General features: G+C 61.7%; 16 protein-coding genes and 2 tRNA genes. 12 read left to right on the top strand and 6 right to left on the bottom strand.

The window, feature by feature from the left end; translation table 11 throughout:
* The first annotated feature begins 30 nt into the window (after positions 1-30).
* The 3 genes from PQQ86_RS36165 to PQQ86_RS36155 all read left to right on the top strand — a co-directional run bounded on the left by PQQ86_RS36165 (position 31) and on the right by PQQ86_RS36155 (position 2998).
* Positions 31-1311, top strand: a complete 1281-nt coding sequence (locus PQQ86_RS36165) for a Zn-dependent hydrolase (RefSeq protein ID WP_408278345.1) — start codon at positions 31-33, stop codon at positions 1309-1311.
* Positions 1308-2798: a M81 family metallopeptidase gene (locus tag PQQ86_RS36160; RefSeq protein WP_408278342.1), complete on the top strand. Its 1491-nt coding sequence runs from the start codon at positions 1308-1310 to the stop codon at positions 2796-2798. The genes PQQ86_RS36165 and PQQ86_RS36160 overlap by 4 nt, the downstream gene beginning before the upstream one ends.
* A 123-nt stretch (positions 2799-2921) precedes the next feature.
* Positions 2922-2998, top strand: a tRNA-Val gene (locus PQQ86_RS36155).
* Positions 2999-3184: 186 nt separating this feature from the next.
* On the opposite strand, the gene PQQ86_RS36150 is transcribed toward PQQ86_RS36155, so the two are convergent.
* Both PQQ86_RS36150 and PQQ86_RS36145 read right to left on the bottom strand, forming a co-directional pair.
* On the bottom strand, positions 3185-4090 hold the full coding sequence (locus PQQ86_RS36150; protein WP_408278339.1) for an amidohydrolase family protein: 906 nt from the start codon (positions 4088-4090) through the stop codon (positions 3185-3187).
* Between the two features lie 2 nt (positions 4091-4092).
* The gene (locus PQQ86_RS36145; RefSeq protein WP_408278336.1) at positions 4093-5391 is read right to left on the bottom strand and encodes an MFS transporter; all 1299 of its coding nucleotides are present in this window, start codon (positions 5389-5391) and stop codon (positions 4093-4095) included.
* Positions 5392-5546: 155 nt separating this feature from the next.
* Between PQQ86_RS36145 and PQQ86_RS36140 the strand changes: the two genes are divergently transcribed.
* Positions 5547-6290, top strand: a complete 744-nt coding sequence (locus PQQ86_RS36140) for a GntR family transcriptional regulator (RefSeq protein ID WP_408278333.1) — start codon at positions 5547-5549, stop codon at positions 6288-6290.
* Positions 6291-6533: 243 nt separating this feature from the next.
* Complete coding sequence (locus tag PQQ86_RS36135) at positions 6534-7844, top strand: MFS transporter (RefSeq protein ID WP_408278330.1); 1311 nt, start codon at positions 6534-6536, stop codon at positions 7842-7844.
* A 6-nt stretch (positions 7845-7850) separates the two neighbouring features.
* On the opposite strand, the gene PQQ86_RS36130 is transcribed toward PQQ86_RS36135, so the two are convergent.
* From PQQ86_RS36130 to selD, 4 genes are all read right to left on the bottom strand, one after another.
* Positions 7851-7985, bottom strand: a complete 135-nt coding sequence (locus PQQ86_RS36130; RefSeq protein WP_011490803.1) for a hypothetical protein — start codon at positions 7983-7985, stop codon at positions 7851-7853.
* A gap of 3 nt (positions 7986-7988) precedes the next feature.
* The gene (locus PQQ86_RS36125; RefSeq protein WP_408278327.1) at positions 7989-9044 is read right to left on the bottom strand and encodes a permease; all 1056 of its coding nucleotides are present in this window, start codon (positions 9042-9044) and stop codon (positions 7989-7991) included.
* A gap of 29 nt (positions 9045-9073) precedes the next feature.
* Complete coding sequence (gene mnmH, locus PQQ86_RS36120) at positions 9074-10141, bottom strand: tRNA 2-selenouridine(34) synthase MnmH (protein ID WP_408278325.1); 1068 nt, start codon at positions 10139-10141, stop codon at positions 9074-9076.
* Positions 10142-10280: 139 nt separating this feature from the next.
* Complete coding sequence (gene selD, locus PQQ86_RS36115) at positions 10281-11345, bottom strand: selenide, water dikinase SelD (protein WP_408278322.1); 1065 nt, start codon at positions 11343-11345, stop codon at positions 10281-10283.
* A 254-nt stretch (positions 11346-11599) separates the two neighbouring features.
* On the opposite strand from selD, the gene fdnG reads away from it, so the two are divergent.
* The 7 genes from fdnG (at position 11600) to PQQ86_RS36080 (ending at position 20883) form a co-directional block, all read left to right on the top strand.
* Positions 11600-14668 (top strand): formate dehydrogenase-N subunit alpha, encoded by a 3069-nt coding sequence (fdnG, locus tag PQQ86_RS36110; RefSeq protein WP_408278319.1) that lies wholly within the window; start codon positions 11600-11602, stop codon positions 14666-14668.
* Positions 14669-14677: 9 nt separating this feature from the next.
* Positions 14678-15610 (top strand): formate dehydrogenase subunit beta, encoded by a 933-nt coding sequence (gene fdxH / locus PQQ86_RS36105; RefSeq protein WP_408278315.1) that lies wholly within the window; start codon positions 14678-14680, stop codon positions 15608-15610.
* Entirely contained in the window at positions 15597-16262 is a 666-nt protein-coding gene (locus PQQ86_RS36100) for a formate dehydrogenase subunit gamma (protein ID WP_097394618.1), read from the top strand. Before fdxH ends, PQQ86_RS36100 begins: the two co-directional genes overlap by 14 nt.
* Before the next feature lie 109 nt (positions 16263-16371).
* Complete coding sequence (gene fdhE, locus PQQ86_RS36095) at positions 16372-17370, top strand: formate dehydrogenase accessory protein FdhE (protein WP_408278312.1); 999 nt, start codon at positions 16372-16374, stop codon at positions 17368-17370.
* 16 nt (positions 17371-17386) lie between these two features.
* The gene (gene selA / locus PQQ86_RS36090; RefSeq protein ID WP_408278309.1) at positions 17387-18817 is read left to right on the top strand and encodes an L-seryl-tRNA(Sec) selenium transferase; all 1431 of its coding nucleotides are present in this window, start codon (positions 17387-17389) and stop codon (positions 18815-18817) included.
* Positions 18814-20730 carry a selenocysteine-specific translation elongation factor gene (gene selB / locus PQQ86_RS36085; RefSeq protein ID WP_408278306.1) on the top strand — a complete coding sequence of 639 codons (1917 nt, stop codon included), beginning with the start codon at positions 18814-18816 and terminating at the stop codon, positions 20728-20730. Before selA ends, selB begins: the two co-directional genes overlap by 4 nt.
* 57 nt (positions 20731-20787) lie before the next feature.
* Positions 20788-20883 (top strand) — tRNA-Sec (locus PQQ86_RS36080).
* Positions 20884-20965: the final 82 nt, after the last annotated feature.

The following is a 20965-nucleotide window of genomic DNA, read 5'->3' as shown; positions in this document are numbered from 1 at the left end:
CCACGCTGTATTCATTACGAGGAAGCATCGATGCAAGTTCATGAATCAACAACCGTCGCGACGCTCGCTGATCTGCGTGTCGACGGCGCGCGGCTCTGGGACAGTCTCATGCACCTCGCGCAAATCGGCGCGACGGATAAAGGCGGTGTGTGCCGCCTCGCGTTGACCGAGCTGGACCGCAAGGCGCGTGACCTCTTTATCGCGTGGGCGAAGGAAATTGGGTGCAGTGTGCGGATCGACGCGATCGGTAATATCTTCACGCGTCGCGCGGGTTTGCGTGATGACCTGCCGCCGGTGATGACCGGCAGCCACATCGATACACAGCCCACGGGCGGCAAGTTCGACGGCAATTACGGCGTGCTGGCTGGTCTCGAAGTGTTGCGCACGCTGGCCGACGCCAACGTGCGGACGCTCGCACCGCTGGAAGTCGCGGTGTGGACCAATGAAGAGGGTTCGCGTTTCGTGCCGGTGATGATGGGTTCAGGCGTGTTCGCCGGTGCGTTCACGTTGGAGCATGCGCTCGAACAACGCGATCGCGAGGGCATCTCGGTGCGCGATGCTCTCGCGTCAATCGGTTATGCGGGCGACAGCGAAAAGCCTCATGCGGTCGGCGCGTATTTCGAAGCGCATATCGAACAAGGACCAGTGTTGGAGGCACATGACACGACGATTGGCGTCGTACAGGGCGCGTTAGGCCAACGCTGGTACGACGTGACGGTGCACGGCATGGAAGCGCACGCCGGGCCTACGCCGATGGAGCTGCGCCGCGACGCATTGCTCGTCGCGGCCGATCTGATTCACACGGTGAATCGCATTGCCCTCGATCACGCGCCGCATGGGCGCGGCACGGTCGGCTGGCTCGACGTCCATCCGAATTCGCGCAACGTGATTCCAGGGCGCGTGACCCTAACGGTTGATCTGCGGGCCGCTGACGATGCCTCGCTCACCGAGATGGATGCCGCACTACGCGCTGCCTGCGCGACTGCGGGCGAGAAGGCCGGCATCACGGTCGATGTCGAACAAGTGGTGTATTTCCCGCCCCAACCGTTCGCGGCGGATCTCGTCGCCGCGGTTCAGCAGGGTGCGGACACGCTCGGCTTTTCGTCGATGGACGTCATCAGCGGCGCCGGCCACGACGCCGTCTATCTCGCACGCGTCGCGCCCGCAGCCATGATCTTCGTACCGTGCAAGGATGGCATCAGCCACAACGAAATCGAAGATGCGCGCGCGGACCATCTGGAAGCCGGCTGTAACGTGCTGTTGCAAGCGATGCTGAACGCCGCGCAAACGGCGGGGAGCACGGAAGCATGAAAGTCCTGATTGCAAGGATGAACCACGAGACCAACACGTTCTCGCCGGTGGCCACGCCGCTTGCAGCGTTCGGCCGCAATGGCCCGAGCTACGGCGAAGACGCGTTCAACGAAAATAAGGGCATGCAGACGGCGATGGCCGCGTTCATCGATGCGGCCGAGCGCGAGCATGCCGGGATCGTGACGCCGATTTCCGCATCGGCGAATCCGAGCGGACCGGTCGAAGCCGCCGCGTACGACGCGATCTGCGATGCAATCGTTGCGGCCGCAACGGGTTGCGATGCTGTGATGCTCGATCTGCACGGTGCGATGGTCGCCGAGAATACGAACGACGGTGAAGGCGATCTACTCGAACGTGTGCGCGCTGTGCTGCCGAACGCGCCGATTGCCGTCGCACTCGATCTGCATGGCAACGTCACGCAGAAGATGATCGACAACGCCGACGTGATCGTCAGTTTCAAAACCTATCCGCACGTCGATATGTACGAGACCGGCGCGCATGCAGCGCGTCTGCTGTTCGACCTGGTCCACAGCACGGCGACGCCGGTGATCGCATGGCGCCAGCCGCCGTTGCTCACACATACGCTGCGCAGCGCGACGGCCGAAGGCGCGATGAAGCGCGCGGTAGACGCCGCACGCGCGGCAGAGGCCGATGGCATGCTCGCTGTGTCAGTGCTGTCTGGCTTCTCGCTCGCCGATATCGAGGCGCCATGTATCAGCGTCGTCGTGGTGGCGAACGGCGAGCGCGCGCAGGCGGAAGCAGTGGCGGAGCGCATTGCGCGGCAGATCTGGAACGAGCGCGAGGATTTCGTTTATCGCAGCGCGCCGCTGGCGGAGTCGGTCGCGCAGGCCGCAACGCTCGCGCAGGGCGCGGACAAACCGGTGCTGCTGCTCGATCACGGCGACAACTGCATGTCGGGCGGCACGTGCGACACGATGGACCTGCTGGAGGAAGCGCTTAGGCAGAAGCTCGAAGGGGTCGTGAGCGGCCCGTTGTGCGATCCGCAGGCTGTCGCGGCGCTGATGGCGGCGGGCGTCGGCAGCACGGTGACGGTGACGATCGGCAACAAGGTCGCATGCAGCGCGGTGACGCCGCAGCCGCCGGTTGCCGTGACCGGTGTAGTGCGTGCGCTGACCGATGGCGAGTACGTGATTAGCGGCCCGACCTATACAGGGCAGCGTGCGTTCATGGGGCGCGCGGCGGTGCTCGAGACTGGCACGGTCAAGCTCGTGATAACCGAGCGCACGCACGAACCATGGGACCTAGGCGTATTTGAAAGCGTCGGCATCGATCCGCGCCGCGCGCGTTTCCTGTTGCTCAAATCACGCATGTACTGCCGACCGGTTTTTGTGCCGATCGCCGCCGGCCTGGTGGAGTGCGATAGCCGTGGTGTAACGAGTTCGGATTACGGGCTGTTCAAGTTCGAGCACGTAAAGCGGCCGGTTTTTCCGCTGGACGCGCAGACCGAGTGGGCGTCGACAAACTGAAGCGAGTTGAACAACGAACCACATACGAACTACCGAACGAACCGGCGGACATTCGTCCGCAAACATACTTGCCGTGCAGGGCTTGTGCGAGGCGTCCGGAGTCTCTATAATTCGCGCCTCTAAAGGCTCGTAGCTCAGTTGGTTAGAGCACCACCTTGACATGGTGGGGGTCGTTGGTTCGAATCCAATCGAGCCTACCAACGCATATGTGACGTAGACGAAAGCGGCTTTGCTTTCGTCTACTGTCATGTTCTCGCATCACATCGGCGCACTTCATCTTCGTGCGGCTGTCCTGTCAGTTTCTCCTCGTCGTATTCCCTGTATTTCTCCACAGTTTGGCTCGTTCGCTGATGCCTTCGGGGTCGCTGCATGTCCATGCGTTTTCACTAGCGCACGGTCGTCCCTAAGGAAGCGCGCTGCAGCGCCGCCGTTGCCGACGCGCAGCGGTCCCCGGAGTCCTGTTCGAATCCGTAAAACAACGCAGGGGTCGTGCATAGAATCGTATCGACCACTGCTGCGTCCAGGCCGAGTTCCAATAGCGTCGACAACGACTGGCCGTAATTCATCACCTGCTCGTACTGAGTATGGGGCCAGTCGCTTCCCCACATCAGCCGCTCAGCACCGAAGTGTTCGACAAGCAGGCTCGTCGCCTCACGCACAAAGCCAGAGCCGGGAACCGCACATCGGTAGGCGCCCGAGACCTTGACCCACACTCGGCCGGTTCCGCCATAACTGAGCAAGGTTTTGAAGCCGGGATCGTGAATCCCTTTCTCAGGGTCGGGGCGTCCGAAATGATCGACGACTACGGGTACGCCGACTTCCAGCAAGCGGTCGAGCATCGGTGCCAGGTCCTGCGCATTCCGGTGTAGTTCGACGTGCCAACCCAGCCTCGACAATCGTTCGAGCAACGGCGTCCATGATTTCGCTCCCAGATCCGGCAATGCCTGCTCGATCAGATTGAGCCGTATGCCGGTTACGCCTCGACCATGCAGCTCGGCCAGCGCTTCCTCTGAAGTATCGGGCGCAACGACCGCTACACCCCTTAAGCGATGCGTGTCTCGCGACAGCGCTTGCAGCAGGTAGCGATTGTCCGTCCCGAGAAAGCTCGGTTGCACCAGAACCGCGTGCCCGATGTCGTGCGTGTTCAGCAGTTGCAAATAGGTGTCGAGCGTGGCGTCATAGTCAGGCGCGTAGCGCCGGCTGTCCGTGAGCGGCAAACTTCTCTCGAAGACGTGCGCGTGAGTGTCCACGCGGCAGGAGTAGGACTGAGCGAGGGATACGGGAGCACTCATGGTCAGCCCCGCGGCGGGTCCAGGGTCAATCGCGCGTTGTCGACGGCATCGGGCGTCGATTCGGGCGCCACGCCACGCAGACGTTTACCGCGCGTCTCGGGAAGCAGCAACACAGCGATCATCGCGAGGCCGTAAGCGATGGCCGCGTCGATGCCGATTGCCATACCGAGGGACATCGAATGACTCATGTAGCCGACGAGCACAGGGAAGCCCGCCGAGGCGATCCGTCCGAAGTTGTAGCAGAATCCGACGCCTGTGCCGCGCATGTCAGCCGGGTACAGTTCGTTGAAAAGCGGGCCGAGGCTCGCTGGGATGCCCGCCGCGAACAAGCCAAGTGGGAAGCCCAGCACGAGCATTTGCGTGTTGCTCAGCGGCAGCATCACGTAAGCGAGAACCGTAACGATGCAACAGAACGCGAAAAGGGCGACGTTGCGCCGGCGGCCAATGCGGTCGAGCAGATAGGCGCTTGCCATGCAGCCGCACCAGAAGGCCACGATGACGACCGCCAGATAGCCACCGGTGTTCAGAACCGACAGGTGCCGTTCTTTGGCAAGGAAGGTGGGCAGCCAGGTCATGATCGCGTAGTACCCGCCATGAGCGCCGGTGCCCAGCACGGCGCCGATTACGGTGGTCCGGAGCACACGCGGCTGGAAGACCTGGGTTATCTGCCCGAGCACCGAGACCTTGGGGGCTGCGCTTGCCGGCGCGACGCGCGCCGGTTCCTTCAGATTGCGCCGGACGAATAGAACCAGGCCGGCCGGCACGAGGCCGACGGCGAACATCACGCGCCATGCGGTGTCCGACGGCAACCAGGAGAACGCCACGGCATACACCAGCACGGCCGCGCCCCAGCCGACCGCCCAGGCGCTTTGCACGGCGCCCATCGCCTTGCCACGGTGTTCGGTACGAATGGTTTCCGCCATCAATACCGCACCTGCCGCCCACTCGCCGCCGAATCCGAATCCTTGAAGCGCCTTGAGAACCAGGAGTTGCGGGAAGTTCTGGGCGAACGCGCAGAGAAAGGTGAAGCCGGCGAACCAGAGGATCGTTATTTGCAAGGTCCGGACACGTCCGATGCGGTCCGATAACGCCCCTGCGATCCAGCCGCCGAGTGCCGACGATATCAACGTCACGCTGCTGATCGCGCCGGCCTGCGTATGGTCGATGCCGTACGCGGCAATGATCGCGGGGATGGCCAGGGTGAACATCTGCACATCGAGCGCGTCGAGCCCCCAACCCGCAAAGCACCCCCAGAAGGTGTTGCGTTCGAGGGGCGTGCCTTGCTTGTACCACGTGAACATAGCCGTCTCCGTCGTGCTTATCATGTAGTCATATATATGACTACATGAATGGTGGTCGCAAAACCGCCAAAAGTCATTGAGTATTAACCCTTGCTCACGTTGCCGTTGTGGGATGCTGTACAGTAGTTACTCCTCTGAACAACTATATGAATACTATGGAAGCAACCTCTTTCTTGACCAAGCCGGATGGTCGGTTGCCCCGTTATCAGCAATTGCGTGACGACCTGGTTGGCCGCATTGCCGCGGGCGAATGGGCGTTGGAGGAACCCATCGCCACGGAGGCGGAGCTGGGGCAGTTCTATAACGTCTCCACTGGCACGGTTCGTAAAGCGATTGATCTGCTCGTTGTCGACGGTGTGCTCACGCGCAGCCAGGGCAAGGGCACATTTATTCGCCGGCCCCGTTTCGATTCGTCGCTGTTTCGCTTTTTTCGTTTCAAGTCGCGCGACGGCGAGCCGGTGCGGCCGACCGCGCGCGTGCTCAAGCGCGAGATCGTGAAACCTGGCGAAGAAATCCGCTCTACTTTGCGGATGAAAGCCTCCGAGAAAGCGATCCACCTCTCGCGTGTGCGCCTGATCGAAGGCCAGGCGGTCCTGTCAGAAGAAATCTGGTTGCCGCGCACGCGTTTCGAACCCTTGGCTACGTTGCCGCTCGGCGATTTCGAGGACTTGCTGTATCCGTTGTACGAGCGTCTTTGCCGGCAAATCGTGGCGTCCGCTACGGAAATCTTAAGAGTAGAACAAGCCACATCCGACGATGCCTCGCTTCTCGATGTAGCGGTCGGCAGCCCCGTCATCCAAGTCCAGCGTGTCGCGTCAGACTTCGCGGGCACGCCGTTCGAATGGCGCAGCACGCGCGGCGCAGCCACGACGTTTCAGTACCAGGTGGAAATCCGCTGAGCCGGCGACCCGTTGGAATACCACGGAGCTGATTCGCCTCAACCTCACCCCGCTTTTTTGAACATAGCGCCGCCAGGATCGCTGGGGCCGCGCGCGCCTATTCGGGTATCACCTCATGGTGTCCGATGCCAGTTCATATAAACATATATATGACTACATCAATCTGGCTGTTTCCCTCGACGTAGCGGCTGCCGTGCCGCCAGGCGAGTGGTGAAGGCGGCTGGCGAGCAAACCGGAGCGGACATGTCTACGCAGGCAGGATTTGAGCAGCAGGTAATGAGGAAAATGGCGTGGCGGCTGATGCCGCTTCTGATCGTCATGTTTCTGATTTCATTTATCGACCGCCAGAACGTCGGTTTCGCCAAGCTGGAGATGGTGTACGCCCTCGGCATGACGGAAGCGTCATACGGGCTGGGCGCCTCGCTGTTCTTTATCGGCTATCTCATCTTCGAGGTGCCCAGCACACTGGCGCTGCATCGCTTCGGCGCGCGGACCTGGCTCGCGCGCATCATGATGACCTGGGGCGTGGTCACGGTGCTGATGGCGTTCGCGCGTTCGCTGCCAGTCTTCTATTCCTTTCGCTTTGCACTGGGCGTTGCCGAAGCCGGTTTTTATCCCGGCGTCATCTACTACCTCACGCAGTGGTTCCCACAGAGCTATCGCACCAAAGTGCTGGGGTTCTTCACGCTGGGCAGTTCGCTCGCCAACATGCTGGGCTCGCTGGTCGGCGGTCTTCTGCTGACGCTGGGCGGTACGTGGGGCTTCGCGGGTTGGCAGTGGGTTTTTATCGCCACCGGCATTCCCGCCATTCTGATCGCGTTCGTCGCGCTCAAATTCTTGCCGAATTCGGTGCAGGACGCGCCGTTCCTTTCACAGCAGGAGAAGGACGTCGTCGTCGCCGCGCTCAAGCGGGAAGCGTCGGATGACGCCAAGGCGACGCGGCCCTGGGGTGCGTTGCTCGATCCGAAGGTTCTCATGTTCGCGTTGACGTACATGCTGATGTCGACGTCGTTATACGGGGTGACCTACTGGATGCCGACGCTGCTGAAAAGCGATGGCGTGTCGTCGTCGCTGAACGGCCTGCTGAACATGATTCCGTGGGCGCTCGCGACACTGCTTCTGCTGTGGCTGCCCGGCAAGCTCAAGCGTGAGCGCGTCGTGTTGAAGGCGATGAGCGTGGTGGCCGGAATCGGCGTCGTTTGCTTTGCATCGAGCCTCGTCCTGCCAACCGCCTCGTTGCGTTTTGCCGCGCTGTGTCTGGGCGGGGCGTGCATCCCCTTGCTCTATCCGTGCTTCTGGTCGCTGCCCCCGCGGTTCTTCTCCGGCGCAAGAGCCGCGGCAAGCGTGGCGGCGATTAACGCGATCGGCAATCTCGGCGGCTTTGCTGGGCAGAACCTGATGCCTTATGTCGGCAAGGCGGCGCACAGCCATGTCGCGCCGATGCTGGTGCCGACGGCGTGCCTGTTCGCGTTGGGGATTGGTACGGCTTTGGCGGCGCTGATCGGCGCGCGTCGCAGGATGACGCTCGAGTCGGCGACGATTCGTCCGACGTAGATCCCGTCAGGGGCGGAGCAGGTCGAAGCCGGCCAGCGCGACGACCCCGCTGACGACGATCAGGGCCACCGAATGCTGTCCGAAGTAGAGAAGGCCGGCGGCCGACCAGCTCGTCAGAGAGAATGCTGCGATACGTTTCATCGTTTAGAAGCCCAAAGCGATAGCCAATAACCCGCTGACCACCCCGCAAACCACTACGGCCAGCGCCACCGCCGTCAGCACGCGCCTGGGGAACGAGCGCCCGAGCATGGCCATCGACGGCACGCTGATCAACGGCAGCGTCATCAGCAACGCGCCAGCGGGGCCTGCGGCCATGCCGAAGGAGAGCATGGCCTGAATGATCGGCACTTCGCCTGCGGTCGGAATCACGAACAGCGTTCCGGCGATCGCCAAAGCGACGATCCACAGCAGGCTGTTATCGATGCCGGGTCCGATGTGCGGGAACAGCCATGCTCGCGCTGCGCCGAGAATCAGCACCAGGACGATGTATTCGGGAATCAGCCGCAGCGTCATTGTTCCGAGGATTTTCACCCAGCGTGTGAACGCGGTGCCCGGGTCGTCGGTGGTGACGAGCTGCGCCATGGCCTCGCGCGACGCTTCGGCTTCCTTCGGCGTGACCATCCGGTTCACCAGATAGCCGAGGCCGAACACCATCACGAGGCCCAGGACGAGCCGCAAGCCCATCCATTGCCAGCCAAGTACGAAGCCCATGAAGATCAGCGTGGCCGGGTTCAGCGCAGTATTACCCAGCCAGAACGCGATTGCCGCACCCGGTGCCGCCTGACGGGCGCGCAAGCCGGCCACGACCGGCGCCGCGCAGCACGTGCACATCATGCCTGGCAACGACATCAGGCCGCCCTTCACCACGCTGCTGAAATCGGTCCGGCCGAGCGCGCGTGCGACCCACTGCGGCGGAATCAGCGCCTGCACCGCCGAGCCCAGCAGAAGACCCAGCACCATGGCTTGCCAGATCGCCTTGCCGTAAGCCAGCGCGTAGTCGATGGCCGCCTGCCACGAGGCTGTCGGCGCGCTCGATGCCGTGCCCATCAGGATCGACTTGCCGATGGAATGCTGACTCGCGGCGACGAACGCCCGGTTGTAGTACGGAAACCACTTCACATAGAAGAGTCCGACGACGGCGATCAGCAGGAACACGATCCAGCCAAGGGCGACACGGGGCTGCCGAAGGGTTGATTGCATAGTGGATGGTCTTGAACGTTAGTTTTTAGTCAGATGACAGCGAGTGAGCTGTTATCGAGTTGGGCAAGCAAGGCTTTTGCCTGTTCAACGAAATCGGCGTCGTTGGGCCGAAAATTCATTGGCAACGCACGCGGCAACTGCACGAAATGCTGATGGCTGCTGCGCGCATACGCTGGATCATAGTGCCGTTCGATCAGCTCGCGAGCGAGTTCAGCCCGGTTATTTTCATCGACGAGGTGTTGCCAGCCCGTGACACGTTCGCGGCTATGCAAACCGATCATCTTCTGCAGTTGCGCTTTCAACGATTCAGGATCGTCGAACAGATGCGCATAGTCATGCAGCAGGAACGCCGCGCGGTCTTCGTGGCTCGATAACACCTCGACGCAGGCGCCTTGATGAAACGTGTCGAGGAGCGCGAGCGGCAGCGAAATCGAACCGATCCGCCGGCTCTCCGCTTCGACGAACACCGGCCGTTTGGGATCGAACGTGCGCAGGGCGCTCACTAGTAGCGTGTCGAAGCGCTTTTGCGACGGCTGGGCAATGCCCGCCCATGCGCCCAGTAGCGAGCCGCGATGGGCGGCCAGCGCTTCGAGGTCCAGCGTCTGCGCGCCCGCCTGATGCAGCGCTTCGAGCAGACGCGTCTTGCCGCTGCCTGTTGGGCCCACCAGCGCGATGTAGTTGAACTGCTTCGGCAACGCCTCGAGGGTGTCCAGCGTCGCGCGCCGGTAGCCTTTATAGCCGCCGTCCAGTTGACGTGCCGGCCAGCCGATCATGTTGAACAGCGTCGTGACCGAACCCGAACGTTTCCCGCCGCGCCAGCAGTAGATCAGTGGCCGCCAGTTGCGCGGCCGGTCGGCGAAGGTGGTTTCCAGGTGATGCGCGATATTGCGCGCAACCAGCGCCGCGCCGATCCGCGTGCCTTCGAACGGCGAGACCTGTTTATAAGTCGTGCCGACCAGAACGCGCTCTTCGTTGCTCAGCACAGGCGCGTTGAGCGCGCCGGGAATGTGGTCTTCGGCGAATTCTAAAGGCGTGCGCACATCGATGATTTCATCGAAATCACCGGCTTGATCGAGGCTGACGAGTAGGTTTTTCAAGGGGTTGCGGACGAAACGGACCGGCGGGAGAAGCGAAATTATCGCATGCGCGGTGAATACAGGCTGGCGAGCCGAGCAGCCCCGCTTCCAGCACCTGTGCGTTGCCTAACTTTGCCTCGCCGATGAAACCGCCTGCGCCTCAGCTAACTTCGACTCGCTTGTCTCCGCTGACCATTTCGCCGATCACGCACGCCTCGTGGAAACCGTCGGCACGGAACAGGGTGAGCACCTCGTCGACTGCTTCCGGCGCGCACGAAACCAGCAGGCCGCCCGAGGTTTGCGGGTCGGTGAGCAGAGTACGGGCCGTCGACGGCAATGAGGACGGCAAAACAATATCTTTACCGTAAGCGTCCCAGTTGCGTCCCGAAGCGCCGGTAAAAATGCCTGCCTCCGCGAAGCTGACCACGTCCGGCAGCCAGGGCAGATCCGCATAGCGCACGCGGGCGGTTAGATTCGACCCGCGGGCCAATTCAAGCGTATGGCCCAGCAAGCCGAAACCAGTGATATCCGTGAGGGCATGCACGCCGTCGAGCATGGACAGCGCCGCGCCCGGCCGGTTGAGCTTGGTCGTGGCCGCGATCATCGCGGCATAGCCGTTTGAATCGAGCCGGTCCTTTTTCAACGCCGCCGACAGCACGCCCACGCCCAGCGGCTTGCCGAGGATCAGCACGTCGCCCGCCCGCGCACCGGCATTGCGTTTGACGCGCCGCGGATCGACCACGCCGATCGCAACGAGGCCATAGATGGGCTCCACCGAATCGATCGAATGACCGCCGGCGAGGGGAATGCCGGCTTCGGCGCAGACGGACTCGCCACCCTTTAACACCGCCGCGATCACGTCGTGCGGCAGCACATTGATCGGCATGCCGACGATCGCCAGCGCCATGATCGGCTTGCCGCCCATGGCGTAGACGTCGGACAGCGCATTGGTCGCGGCGATGCGGCCGAAATCGAACGGGTCGTCGACGATCGGCATGAAGAAATCGGTTGTGGCGACGATCGCCTGCTCGTCGTTGAGCCGGTAGACGGCGGCGTCGTCGGCGGTATCGTTGCCGACCAGCAGGTCGGGAAAGAACGGCAGCGGCGCGCTGCGCTTGAGCAGATCGGCGAGCAGGCCGGGAGCGATCTTGCAGCCGCAGCCTCCGCCGTGCGACAGGCTGGTCAGGCGGGGCGAAGGGCTCGCGGTGGGGAGGGTGTCGGTCATGTGCGGAGGGGATTTCAGGCTTCGAATGACCACATTATGGCCGTTGTTCGCGGGCGGCGCAGAACAGCGGCCACCCACGGCGTGGGTCGTTGCGGACGCAATCAACTGATGCAAGAGAAATAGCGCCGCTTCCGTTAAACCGGCTGTGACGCTTCATATTTAACAACTTTAAAGAGATCGGCAGTCTGGCTGCAAGACTTCATATCGGCCTCTATAATCGTTATTAGTATCCCAAAAAGAGCCGAGGCCATTACATGACCCACATGTCCCGGCGACAGTTTCTGAAGGTCTCCGCCACCACGCTCGCCGGATCAAGTTTGGCCCTCATGGGCTTCTCTCCGGCACCCGCGCTGGCCGAGGTTCGTCAGTACAAACTGTCGCGCACAACTGAAACCCGCAACACCTGCCCGTACTGTTCGGTGGGCTGCGGCATCCTGATGTATGGACTTGGCGACAACGCCAAGAATGCAAAGTCCAGCATCATCCACATTGAAGGCGATCCCGATCATCCGGTGAACCGCGGCACGTTGTGTCCGAAGGGCGCGAGCCTGATCGACTTCATTCACAGTCCGAGCCGTCTGAAGTATCCAGAGTACCGCGCGGCTGGATCGAATGAATGGAAGCGGATTTCCTGGGAAGACGCGCTCGATCGCATCGCCAGGTTGATGAAGGAAGACCGCGATGCCAATTTCGTCGAGACGACGGAAGACGGCAAGAAGGTCAACCGCTGGCTGACCACCGGCATGCTCGCCGCATCGGCCGGTAGCAATGAAGTGGGATATTTGACGCACAAGACTGTCCGCAGTCTTGGCATGCTCGCATTCGATAATCAGGCGCGTGTTTGACACGGCCCGACGGTGGCAGGTCTTGCCCCGACGTTTGGCCGTGGAGCGATGACGAACCATTGGGTCGACATCAAGAACGCGGATGTGATTCTCGTGATGGGCGGCAATGCGGCCGAGGCGCACCCGTGCGGTTTCAAGTGGGTCACGGAAGCGAAGGCGCACCGCAAGGCAAGGTTGATCGTGGTCGATCCGCGCTTTACGCGTACGGCCTCGGTTGCGGATTACTACGCGCAGATTCGCACCGGCTCGGACATCGTGTTCCTGGGCGGGGTGATCAACTATTTGCTTACTAACGACAAGATTCAGCACGAGTACGTCAGGAATTACACGGATATGCCATTCATCGTGCGCGAGGATTTCTCGTTCACGGACGGCCTGTATTCCGGCTACGACGCGGATAAACGCAGCTACGACAAGAGCACGTGGGACTACGAGATCGGCGACGACGGTTACGCCAAAATCGATCCGACGCTGCAGCACCCGCGTTGCGTCTATCAGCTGATGAAGCAGCACTACTCGCGCTATACGCCCGAGCAGGTCGAGCGGACCTGCGGCACGCCGAAGGAAAAATTCCTCAAGGTGTGCGAGATGCTGGCGTCGACGGCCGTCCCCGGGCGCGCCGGCACGATCCTGTACGCGCTCGGCTGGACGCATCACTCGATCGGCGCACAGATCATCCGCACGGGAGCGATGGTGCAGTTGCTGCTGGGCAACATCGGCATTGCGGGCGGCGGCATGAACGCGCTGCGCGGTCACTCGAACATTCAGGGTTTGACCGACCTTGGTTTGATGTCGAACCTGTTGCCGGGCTACATGACGCTGCCGATGGAAGCCGAGCAGGACTTCGACGCCTTCATCAAGAAGCGCGCGAGCCAGCCATTGCGGCCGAACCAGTTGAGCTACTGGCGCAACTATCGTGCGTTTCATGTCAGCTTTATGAAGTCGTGGTGGGGCGATAACGCGACCGCCGAGAACAACTTCGGCTACGACTATCTGCCGAAGCTCGATAAGTCATACGACATGCTGCAGGTCTTCGAGTTGATGAATCAAGGCAAGATGACCGGCTACATCGCGCAGGGCTTCAACCCGCTTGCCGCGGCGCCGAACAAGGCGAAGATCGGCGCGAGTCTGGCCAGGCTGAAGTGGCTCGTCATCATGGATCCGCTCGCCACTGAAACTTCGGAGTTCTGGAAGAACTTCGGCGAGTTCAACGACGTGGATCCGTCGACGATTCAAACGGAAGTTTTCCGTCTGCCTACCACGTGTTTCGCCGAAGAACGCGGCTCGCTGGTCAGTTCCAGCCGCGTGCTGCAGTGGCACTGGCAGGGCGCCGACGGCCCGGGCGAAGCGAAGAGCGACCTCGAGATCATGTCGGGGCTGTGGCTGCGCATTCGTAAGGCTTATAAGGAGAACGGCGGCAAGTATCCCGATCCGATTCTCAACATGAGCTGGCCTTACTCCGATCCGGAAAGCCCGACGCCTGAAGAAATCGCCATGGAGTTCAACGGCAAGGCGCTCGCCGACGTGACCGACGCCGCCGACAAAACCAAGGTGCTCGCGAAGAAAGGCGAGCAGTTGGCGGGCTTCGCGCAATTGCGCGACGACGGTAGCACCGCGAGCGGTTGCTGGATCTTCTGTGGTGCGTGGACTCAGGCGGGCAACCAGATGGGCCGTCGCGACAACTCGGACCCGACCGGCATCGGCAATACATTGAACTGGGCATGGGCGTGGCCTGCGAACCGGCGGATTCTGTACAACCGTGCTTCGTGCGACGTCAGCGGCAAACCGTTCGACTCCACGCGCAAGCTAATCGCATGGAACGGTAAGACGTGGAGCGGTGCCGACATTCCCGACTTCAAGGTGGACGAGCCGCCTGAAAACGGCATGAATCCGTTCATCATGAATGCGGAGGGCGTGGCGCGCTTTTTCTCGCGTGACGGCTTGGTTGAGGGGCCATTCCCCGAGCACTACGAACCGTTTGAAACGCCGCTCGGCTATAACCCGCTGCATCCGGATAACAAGCTGGTCGTCAGCAGTCCGGCGGCGCGCGTGTTCCCGGACGATCGGGCCGCCTTCGGCACGCATGAGAACTTCCCGCATACGGCTACCACGTATCGTCTGACCGAGCATTTCCACTACTGGACCAAGCACGCGCGTTTGAACGCGATCGTGCAGCCGCAACAGTTCGTGGAGATCGGCGAGGATCTGGCGAAGGAAGTGGGGGTGGTCGCGGGGGATCGTGTGAAGGTGTCGTCCAACCGCGGGCACATCATCGCCGTGGCGCTCGTCACCAAGCGGATCAAACCGCTGATGATCGAAGGGAAAAAGGTCCAGACAGTCGGGTTGCCGTTGCATTGGGGCTTCAAGGGGCTCGCGAAGCCGGGCTATCTCGTCAATACGCTGACGCCCTCCGTGGGCGACGGGAATTCGCAAACACCGGAATTCAAGTCGTTCCTCGTCAAGGTCGAAAAGGTATAAGGAAAAGAGATGGCACTGCAATCACTGGATATCAAACGCCTCTCGGCCACGACCTTGCCCGAACCGCAAGTGCGTGAGCCGGTGACGGGCACGGTCGCCAAGCTCATCGATGTATCGAAGTGCATTGGCTGCAAGGCGTGTCAGACGGCCTGTATGGAGTGGAACGATCTGCGTGACGAGATTGGCACGACGACGGGCATCTATGACAACCCACGCGATCTGTCTGAGCATTCGTGGACCGTCATGCGGTTCTCGGAGTACGAGAACACCGAGGGGGATCTCGAGTGGCTGATCCGCAAGGACGGCTGCATGCACTGCGAGGATCCGGGCTGTCTGAAGGCGTGTCCCTCGCCGGGCGCGATCGTGCAGTACACGAACGGTATCGTGGATTTTCACGAGGAAAACTGCATCGGCTGCGGCTATTGCGTCACCGGTTGCCCGTTCAACGTGCCGCGTATTTCGAAGAAGGACAACCGCGCGTACAAGTGCACGCTGTGTTCGGACCGCGTGGCTGTCGGTCAGGAGCCGGCGTGCGTGAAGACCTGCCCGACCGGCGCGATCATGTTTGGCACCAAGGAAGACATGAAGCAGCAGGCGGCGGATCGGATTGTCGATCTGAAGGAGCGTGGATTCCAGAATGCGGGTTTGTACGATCCTGCCGGCGTGGGCGGCACGCATGTGATGTACGTGCTGCACCACGCCGACAAAGCCAACCTGTATCACGGTTTGCCGCAGAATCCGAAGATCAGCGCGATGGTTTATCTATGGAAAGGTCTGGCGAAACCGCTGGCTTTGGCAGGTATCGCGTTTGCTGCGCTAGCAGGGTTCTTCCACTACACGCGTGTCGGTCCGAACGAGGTGACGGAGGCGGAAGAAGTCGAAGCACAGCATGAAGCTGATGAAGCACGCCGTTCGCGGGAGGCATCCGATGAAGCACGCTGAAAATCACGAGCACGTTGTGCTGAAAGACGTGAAGGGCAACAGCCTGATCCAACGCTACACGCCGAATGAACGGACGAATCACTGGATCACCGCCATCACGTTCGTTCTGCTGGCGCTGTCCGGCCTCGCCATGTTTCATCCGGCAATGTCGTGGCTGTACGCGATCTTTGGCGGCGGGCAATGGACGCGGATTCTGCATCCGTTTGTCGGCTGCGTGATGTTCCTGTCGTTTCTGATTCTTGCGTTGCGCTTCTGGCATCACAATTATCTGGACAAAGCCGACATCCAGTGGATGAAGCAGATCGACGACGTGCTCAACAATCGTGAGGAAAAGCTCCCCGCGATCGGAAAGTACAACGCCGGTCAAAAGCTGCTATTTTTCACTATGGTGATTTGCCTGCTGCTGTTGCTGGCGAGCGGCATTGTGATCTGGCGGCGCTATTTCTCGTTCTATTTCCCGATCGAGATCATCCGCCTCGCGGCGCTGGTTCATGCTGCGGCTGCGTTCGTGCTGATCGTCGGCATCGTCGTGCATATTTATGCGGCGCTGTGGATCAAGGGCTCGATCGGTGCGATGACGCGCGGGACGGTGACCTACGGCTGGGCGAGAAAGCATCATCCGAACTGGTTCAAGGAAATCATCGGCAAGTAGGATCGGTAAGAAGCGTGGCGCAACTTGCCACGCACGCTGAGCCGCCGTCCCTGTTCGACGAACTGCGGCGGCTCTTCAGTTTTCAGCGCAGTTTTCAGAGGTCGATACTTTGGTTCAACGCATTCTTGAGGCCGGCGATATCGAATCGCTCGATCACACGGCGATTCCCCGCATCCGCACGCCGGAACGGCTGGCGGTCTTTTCGGCGCGCGCCGCGCGGCTGCGCCAACTGGCGGCGCTCAGCAATCCGATCGCCGGCTATTTGCGTTTGATGGCCGTGCTGGCGGACGCGCAGCAAGCCGTGATCACCGGCTTCAAGGCGAAGCCGCCCAGCGCCGAATTGATCGCGAGTGCGCAGCAGCATTCCATGCCGTTGATTCCGGCGCTCTCTGGCGTGCGCGATCCGGCGTGGCACGACGTTTTGCTGCAGCTGCTCGATAAGGTGCAAGCCGCCGGTCCGCTCACACCGCCGCTCGAAGCGCTCATTGAAAAGCTGCGAACGCTGGACCAGGTCACGCTCGATGCTCAGGCCGATGCGATCTTCGCGCAGCGCTTCGAGGAAGTCGATCCGGCGAGCGCGCCGTTCATCATGGCCGCGCTGCAAGTCGTATGGACCGACCTCGCTGCCGACATCGACAAGCGTGAGGTGCCCTACATCGAGACTCTGGGCCTGTGTCCAGTGTGCGGATCGCATCCGGTGGCGAGCATGGTGCGCGTGGGCGGTACGTATGACAATTACCGCTACCTGCAATGCGGCCTGTGTGCGACCGAGTGGCACATGGTCCGCGCGAAATGTTCGAACTGCGATTCGACCAAAGGCATTGCCTATCACGCCGTCGGCTCGCAGGACGCTGACGAGGCCACCCGGGAAGCCGATTCCAGGAATGCCGCATTGAAGGCGGAGTCGTGCGACGAATGCCATACTTACCGGAAGATCGGCATTCAGTCGAAGGACTACGATTTCGAACCGTTCGCGGACGATCTCGCCAGTCTCACACTGGACCTGCTGATGGGAGCGGAAGGTTACCGGCGCGCGTCGCCGCATCCGTGGCTCTGGCCGGAACAGGCCGATCCTGCGGCTGATGACTCTTCCGGCGAGTCCGACTGAGAATGAGGATTGCCTCGTGAGCGATGTAACCGGCTCTGAATTGCGGGCGCTGATGGCGCGTGTGCCGTCGGTAGAGAAGGTGATGGCGTCGGCCGAGTTTGCGGCGTTGTTGACTGAGTTCGGCCGCACGCAGGTATTGGGTGCCCTGCGTCATGCACTCGACACCTGGCGCGTCAGCGCGCAGTCCGGCGATGCGTCGGTGAGCGCACTCGATATCGCGCAACTGCAGATCCCCGTTGAGGCCACGCTGCGTCGGCGCAACGCGGCTCGTTTACGCAGCGTCTTCAATCTGACCGGCACTGTGCTGCATACCAATCTCGGCCGCGCATTGCTGCCCGACGAAGCAGTGCAAGCCGTCATGAAAGCGCTCACGCAGCCGGCCAACCTCGAGTTCGATCTCGGCACCGGCAAGCGCGGTGATCGCGACGATCTGATCGACGAACTCATCTGCGAACTGACCGGGGCCGAAGCGGCGACCGTGGTCAACAACAATGCCGCAGCAGTGTTGCTCACGTTGTCCGCGTTGGCGTCGAAGAAAGAAGTGATCGTGTCGCGGGGCGAGCTGGTTGAAATCGGCGGCGCGTTTCGCATTCCCGACATCATGAGCCGCGCGGGCGCGAGGCTGCGCGAAGTCGGCACCACCAATCGCACGCATCTGAAGGACTACGACGAAGCCATCGGTCCGCAAACCGCGCTGCTGATGAAAGTCCACACGAGCAATTACGCGATCAGCGGATTCACCAAAGAGGTCGGGGTCGACGCCATCGCGCCGCTCGCCCACGCGCGCGGTCTTGCTGTTGCGGTGGACCTCGGCAGCGGCACGCTGGTCGATCTGACGCAATGGGGCTTGCCGCGTGAGACGACCGTACGCGAAACCATCGAGGCCGGTGCCGACCTCGTCACATTCAGCGGCGACAAACTGCTTGGCGGCCCGCAGGCGGGGTTGATTGTCGGCCGGCGTGATCTGATCGCAAAGATCAAGAAGCATCCCCTCAAGCGTGCGCTGCGGGTCGGCAAACTGACGCTCGCGGCATTGGAGCCCGTGCTGCAGATGTATCGCGCACCGGAAAAACTCGCTGAGCGGCTGACCACGCTGCGTTTGCTCACGCGCCCGAGCGACGACATCCGGCTCACCGCGGAGCGGGTGCAGCCTGCATTGCAGCGTGTGGCCGGCGATCGCTACGTCGTGGTGGCCGAGCCCATGTTCAGCCAGATCGGCAGCGGCGCATTGCCTGTCGATGTGCTGCCGAGCTACGGCCTCGTCGTCAGGACCGCCGACGGCAAGCGCGGCGGCCGTCAATTGCTTGCGCTCGAGAAGCGCTTGCGCGAGATGGCGCGGCCGGTCATCGGCCGTATCGCGGACGATGCATTGCGTCTCGATCTGCGCTGTCTCGAAGCCGCCGATGAAGCGCAGTTAATCGAGCAATTGAAGGACGTGCAGGCATGATCGTAGGTACGGCCGGGCATATCGACCACGGCAAAACTAGCCTGGTGAGAGCGTTGTCGGGCGTCGACACGGATCGTCTCAAGGAAGAAAAGGCGCGCGGCATTTCGATCGAACTGGGCTATGCGTACGTGCCGCTCGAGAACGGCGACGTGCTCGGTCTGATCGATGTGCCGGGCCACGAAAAGCTCGTCCATACGATGGCCGCGGGCGCCAGTGGAATCGATTTCGCGCTGCTCGTGATCGCTGCCGACGATGGCGTCATGCCGCAAACACGCGAACATCTGGCGATCGTGGAACTACTCGGCATCAAGCGCGGCGCGATCGCGCTGACTAAGATAGACCGCGTTGACGCTGAGCGGCTGCAGGAAGTGCATGACGAGGTGACAGCGTTTCTGAGCGGCAGCGTGCTGCAGGACGCGCCCGTGTTCGACACCTGCGCGACGCGTGAAGATGACCTTGGTGTGGCCGCGTTAAAGGCGCATTTGCACGCAGCGGCGGTAGAGGGGCGCATGAGGCGCGACGACGGTCTGTTCCGTCTCGCGGTCGACCGGGTATTCACGCTATCAGGCCAAGGCACGATCGTGACCGGGACCGTGATGTCGGGACGCGTCGCGGCGGGTGACACGATGCTGCTTGCGCCGAAAAATCAGCCGGTGCGCGTACGTAGCATTCATGCGCAGAATCGTCCGGCCGAGACTGGAAGGGCAGGTGAGCGCTGTGCATTGAATCTGGCGGGCATCGAGAAGAGCGCAATCGATCGCGGCGACTGGATCGTCGATCCGCAGCTGTCGCAAGCGTCGGAACGCATCGACGTCATGCTGACGCTACGCGCCGATGCACCGTTGGCGCTGGAGCACTGGGCGCCGCTGCATGTGCATCTGGGCACGCAGCATCAGGTTGCGCATGTCGCGTTGCTCGATGGCGAAACGCTCGACGCAGGTCAGCGGGCGCGCGTGCAGTTCGTGTTCGAACGGCCGGTGTGTGCGCTTCCTGGCGACCGCTTTGTCGTGCGCAATGCCCAGGCTAATCGCACGGTTGGCGGTGGTCATGTGCTCGATCCGTTTGCGCCTTCGCGCAAGCGTCGCTCGGCTGAGCGGCTGGCGTGGCTCGATGCGATTCAGGTCATGCTTGACACCGGCGCGCTGGATTCGCTTCTGGCAAGGGCGCCGCACGGATTGCCCCGCTCGTTGCTGGAACGACTGACGGGTATGCTGGCGGCCGTGCTCGTGTTGCCACCTGACACGCGCGTTGTGCAACTCCCCGGCGGTAATGACGCGTTGTTGATCGCCGATGCGTCATGGCGGGCATTGAATGCGCGGGTGACTACCGCACTAAAGCAGTACCACGAACGCTCGCCGGATGAACTCGGCCCGGATGTATCGCGCTTACGGCGGATCGCAGCGCCTCTCGTCGACGATGCATTGTGGCGCGCGCTAGTCGACGATGCGGCGGCGCGCGGCGAGATTATCCGACGCGGGCCGTGGTTGCATCTGCCGGACCATGCAGCGACACTCGACGACGCCGATCGCGCACTCGCGGCAGCACTGCTGCCGGCGCTGAAAGACGGACGTTTCGATCCGCCCTGGGTGCGTGATCTCGCAAACGCACACGGCGTATCCGAAGACCGCGTGCGGCAGTTACTGCGCAAGCTCGCGCGACAGGGCGAGCTTTTTCAGGTTGTGCGCGATCTCTTTTATCACCATGAGGTGATTCGTGAACTGGCTTTGATTGCGGGTTCCGAAGCGCAAAAGAATGCGGGGATGGTTGCGGCTGCACCGTTTCGTGATGTCACTGGGCTCGGGCGAAAACGCGCGATCCAGCTTTTGGAATTCTTCGACCGGGTTGGATATACTCGCTTCCACCGTGGCCTGCATCTGATGCGCACGGATAGCCGTTGGCTCGATCCGATTTGATTCAGTGTTTGAGTTGCAGGGCGTGGTTCAGGTAGTTCAATTTGTTCAATCACCGTAGGAAGGCATTCGCATCCGGTGGTGCGGCTGGACTTCAAATCCAGTTGAGGGCGTCAGACGCTCTCAGGTCGGTTCGACTCCGGCTGCCTTCCGCCAGTCAAGGCTTCCCGGGCATTCCGATATCTTCCATAAACGTCTCGTAGATCGCTGATTTAAAAGCGATTTATGGGTAACGACG

It is taken from the genome of Paraburkholderia sediminicola (assembly GCF_046026675.1).
GTDB classification, from domain to species: Bacteria; Pseudomonadota; Gammaproteobacteria; order Burkholderiales; family Burkholderiaceae; genus Paraburkholderia; species Paraburkholderia sediminicola_F.
Note: the sequence above shows the minus strand (reverse complement) of the source record. Positions and strands in the feature narration are given on the sequence as shown.

Excerpts from the sequence above, each read along its gene's own strand:
- fdxH (WP_408278315.1), top strand. The coding sequence starts at position 14,678 with ATGGCACTGCAATCACTGGATATCAAACGCCTCTCGGCCACGACCTTG.
- PQQ86_RS36160 (WP_408278342.1), top strand. The coding sequence starts at position 1,308 with ATGAAAGTCCTGATTGCAAGGATGAACCACGAGACCAACACGTTCTCG.
- PQQ86_RS36140 (WP_408278333.1), top strand. The coding sequence starts at position 5,547 with ATGGAAGCAACCTCTTTCTTGACCAAGCCGGATGGTCGGTTGCCCCGT.
- PQQ86_RS36125 (WP_408278327.1), bottom strand. The coding sequence starts at position 9,044 with ATGCAATCAACCCTTCGGCAGCCCCGTGTCGCCCTTGGCTGGATCGTG.
- PQQ86_RS36150 (WP_408278339.1), bottom strand. The coding sequence starts at position 4,090 with ATGAGTGCTCCCGTATCCCTCGCTCAGTCCTACTCCTGCCGCGTGGAC.
- PQQ86_RS36130 (WP_011490803.1), bottom strand. The coding sequence starts at position 7,985 with ATGAAACGTATCGCAGCATTCTCTCTGACGAGCTGGTCGGCCGCCGGC.
- selD (WP_408278322.1), bottom strand. The coding sequence starts at position 11,345 with ATGACCGACACCCTCCCCACCGCGAGCCCTTCGCCCCGCCTGACCAGC.
- PQQ86_RS36135 (WP_408278330.1), top strand. The coding sequence starts at position 6,534 with ATGTCTACGCAGGCAGGATTTGAGCAGCAGGTAATGAGGAAAATGGCG.
- PQQ86_RS36100 (WP_097394618.1), top strand. The coding sequence starts at position 15,597 with ATGAAGCACGCTGAAAATCACGAGCACGTTGTGCTGAAAGACGTGAAG.
- PQQ86_RS36145 (WP_408278336.1), bottom strand. The coding sequence starts at position 5,391 with ATGTTCACGTGGTACAAGCAAGGCACGCCCCTCGAACGCAACACCTTC.
- PQQ86_RS36165 (WP_408278345.1), top strand. The coding sequence starts at position 31 with ATGCAAGTTCATGAATCAACAACCGTCGCGACGCTCGCTGATCTGCGT.
- selB (WP_408278306.1), top strand. The coding sequence starts at position 18,814 with ATGATCGTAGGTACGGCCGGGCATATCGACCACGGCAAAACTAGCCTG.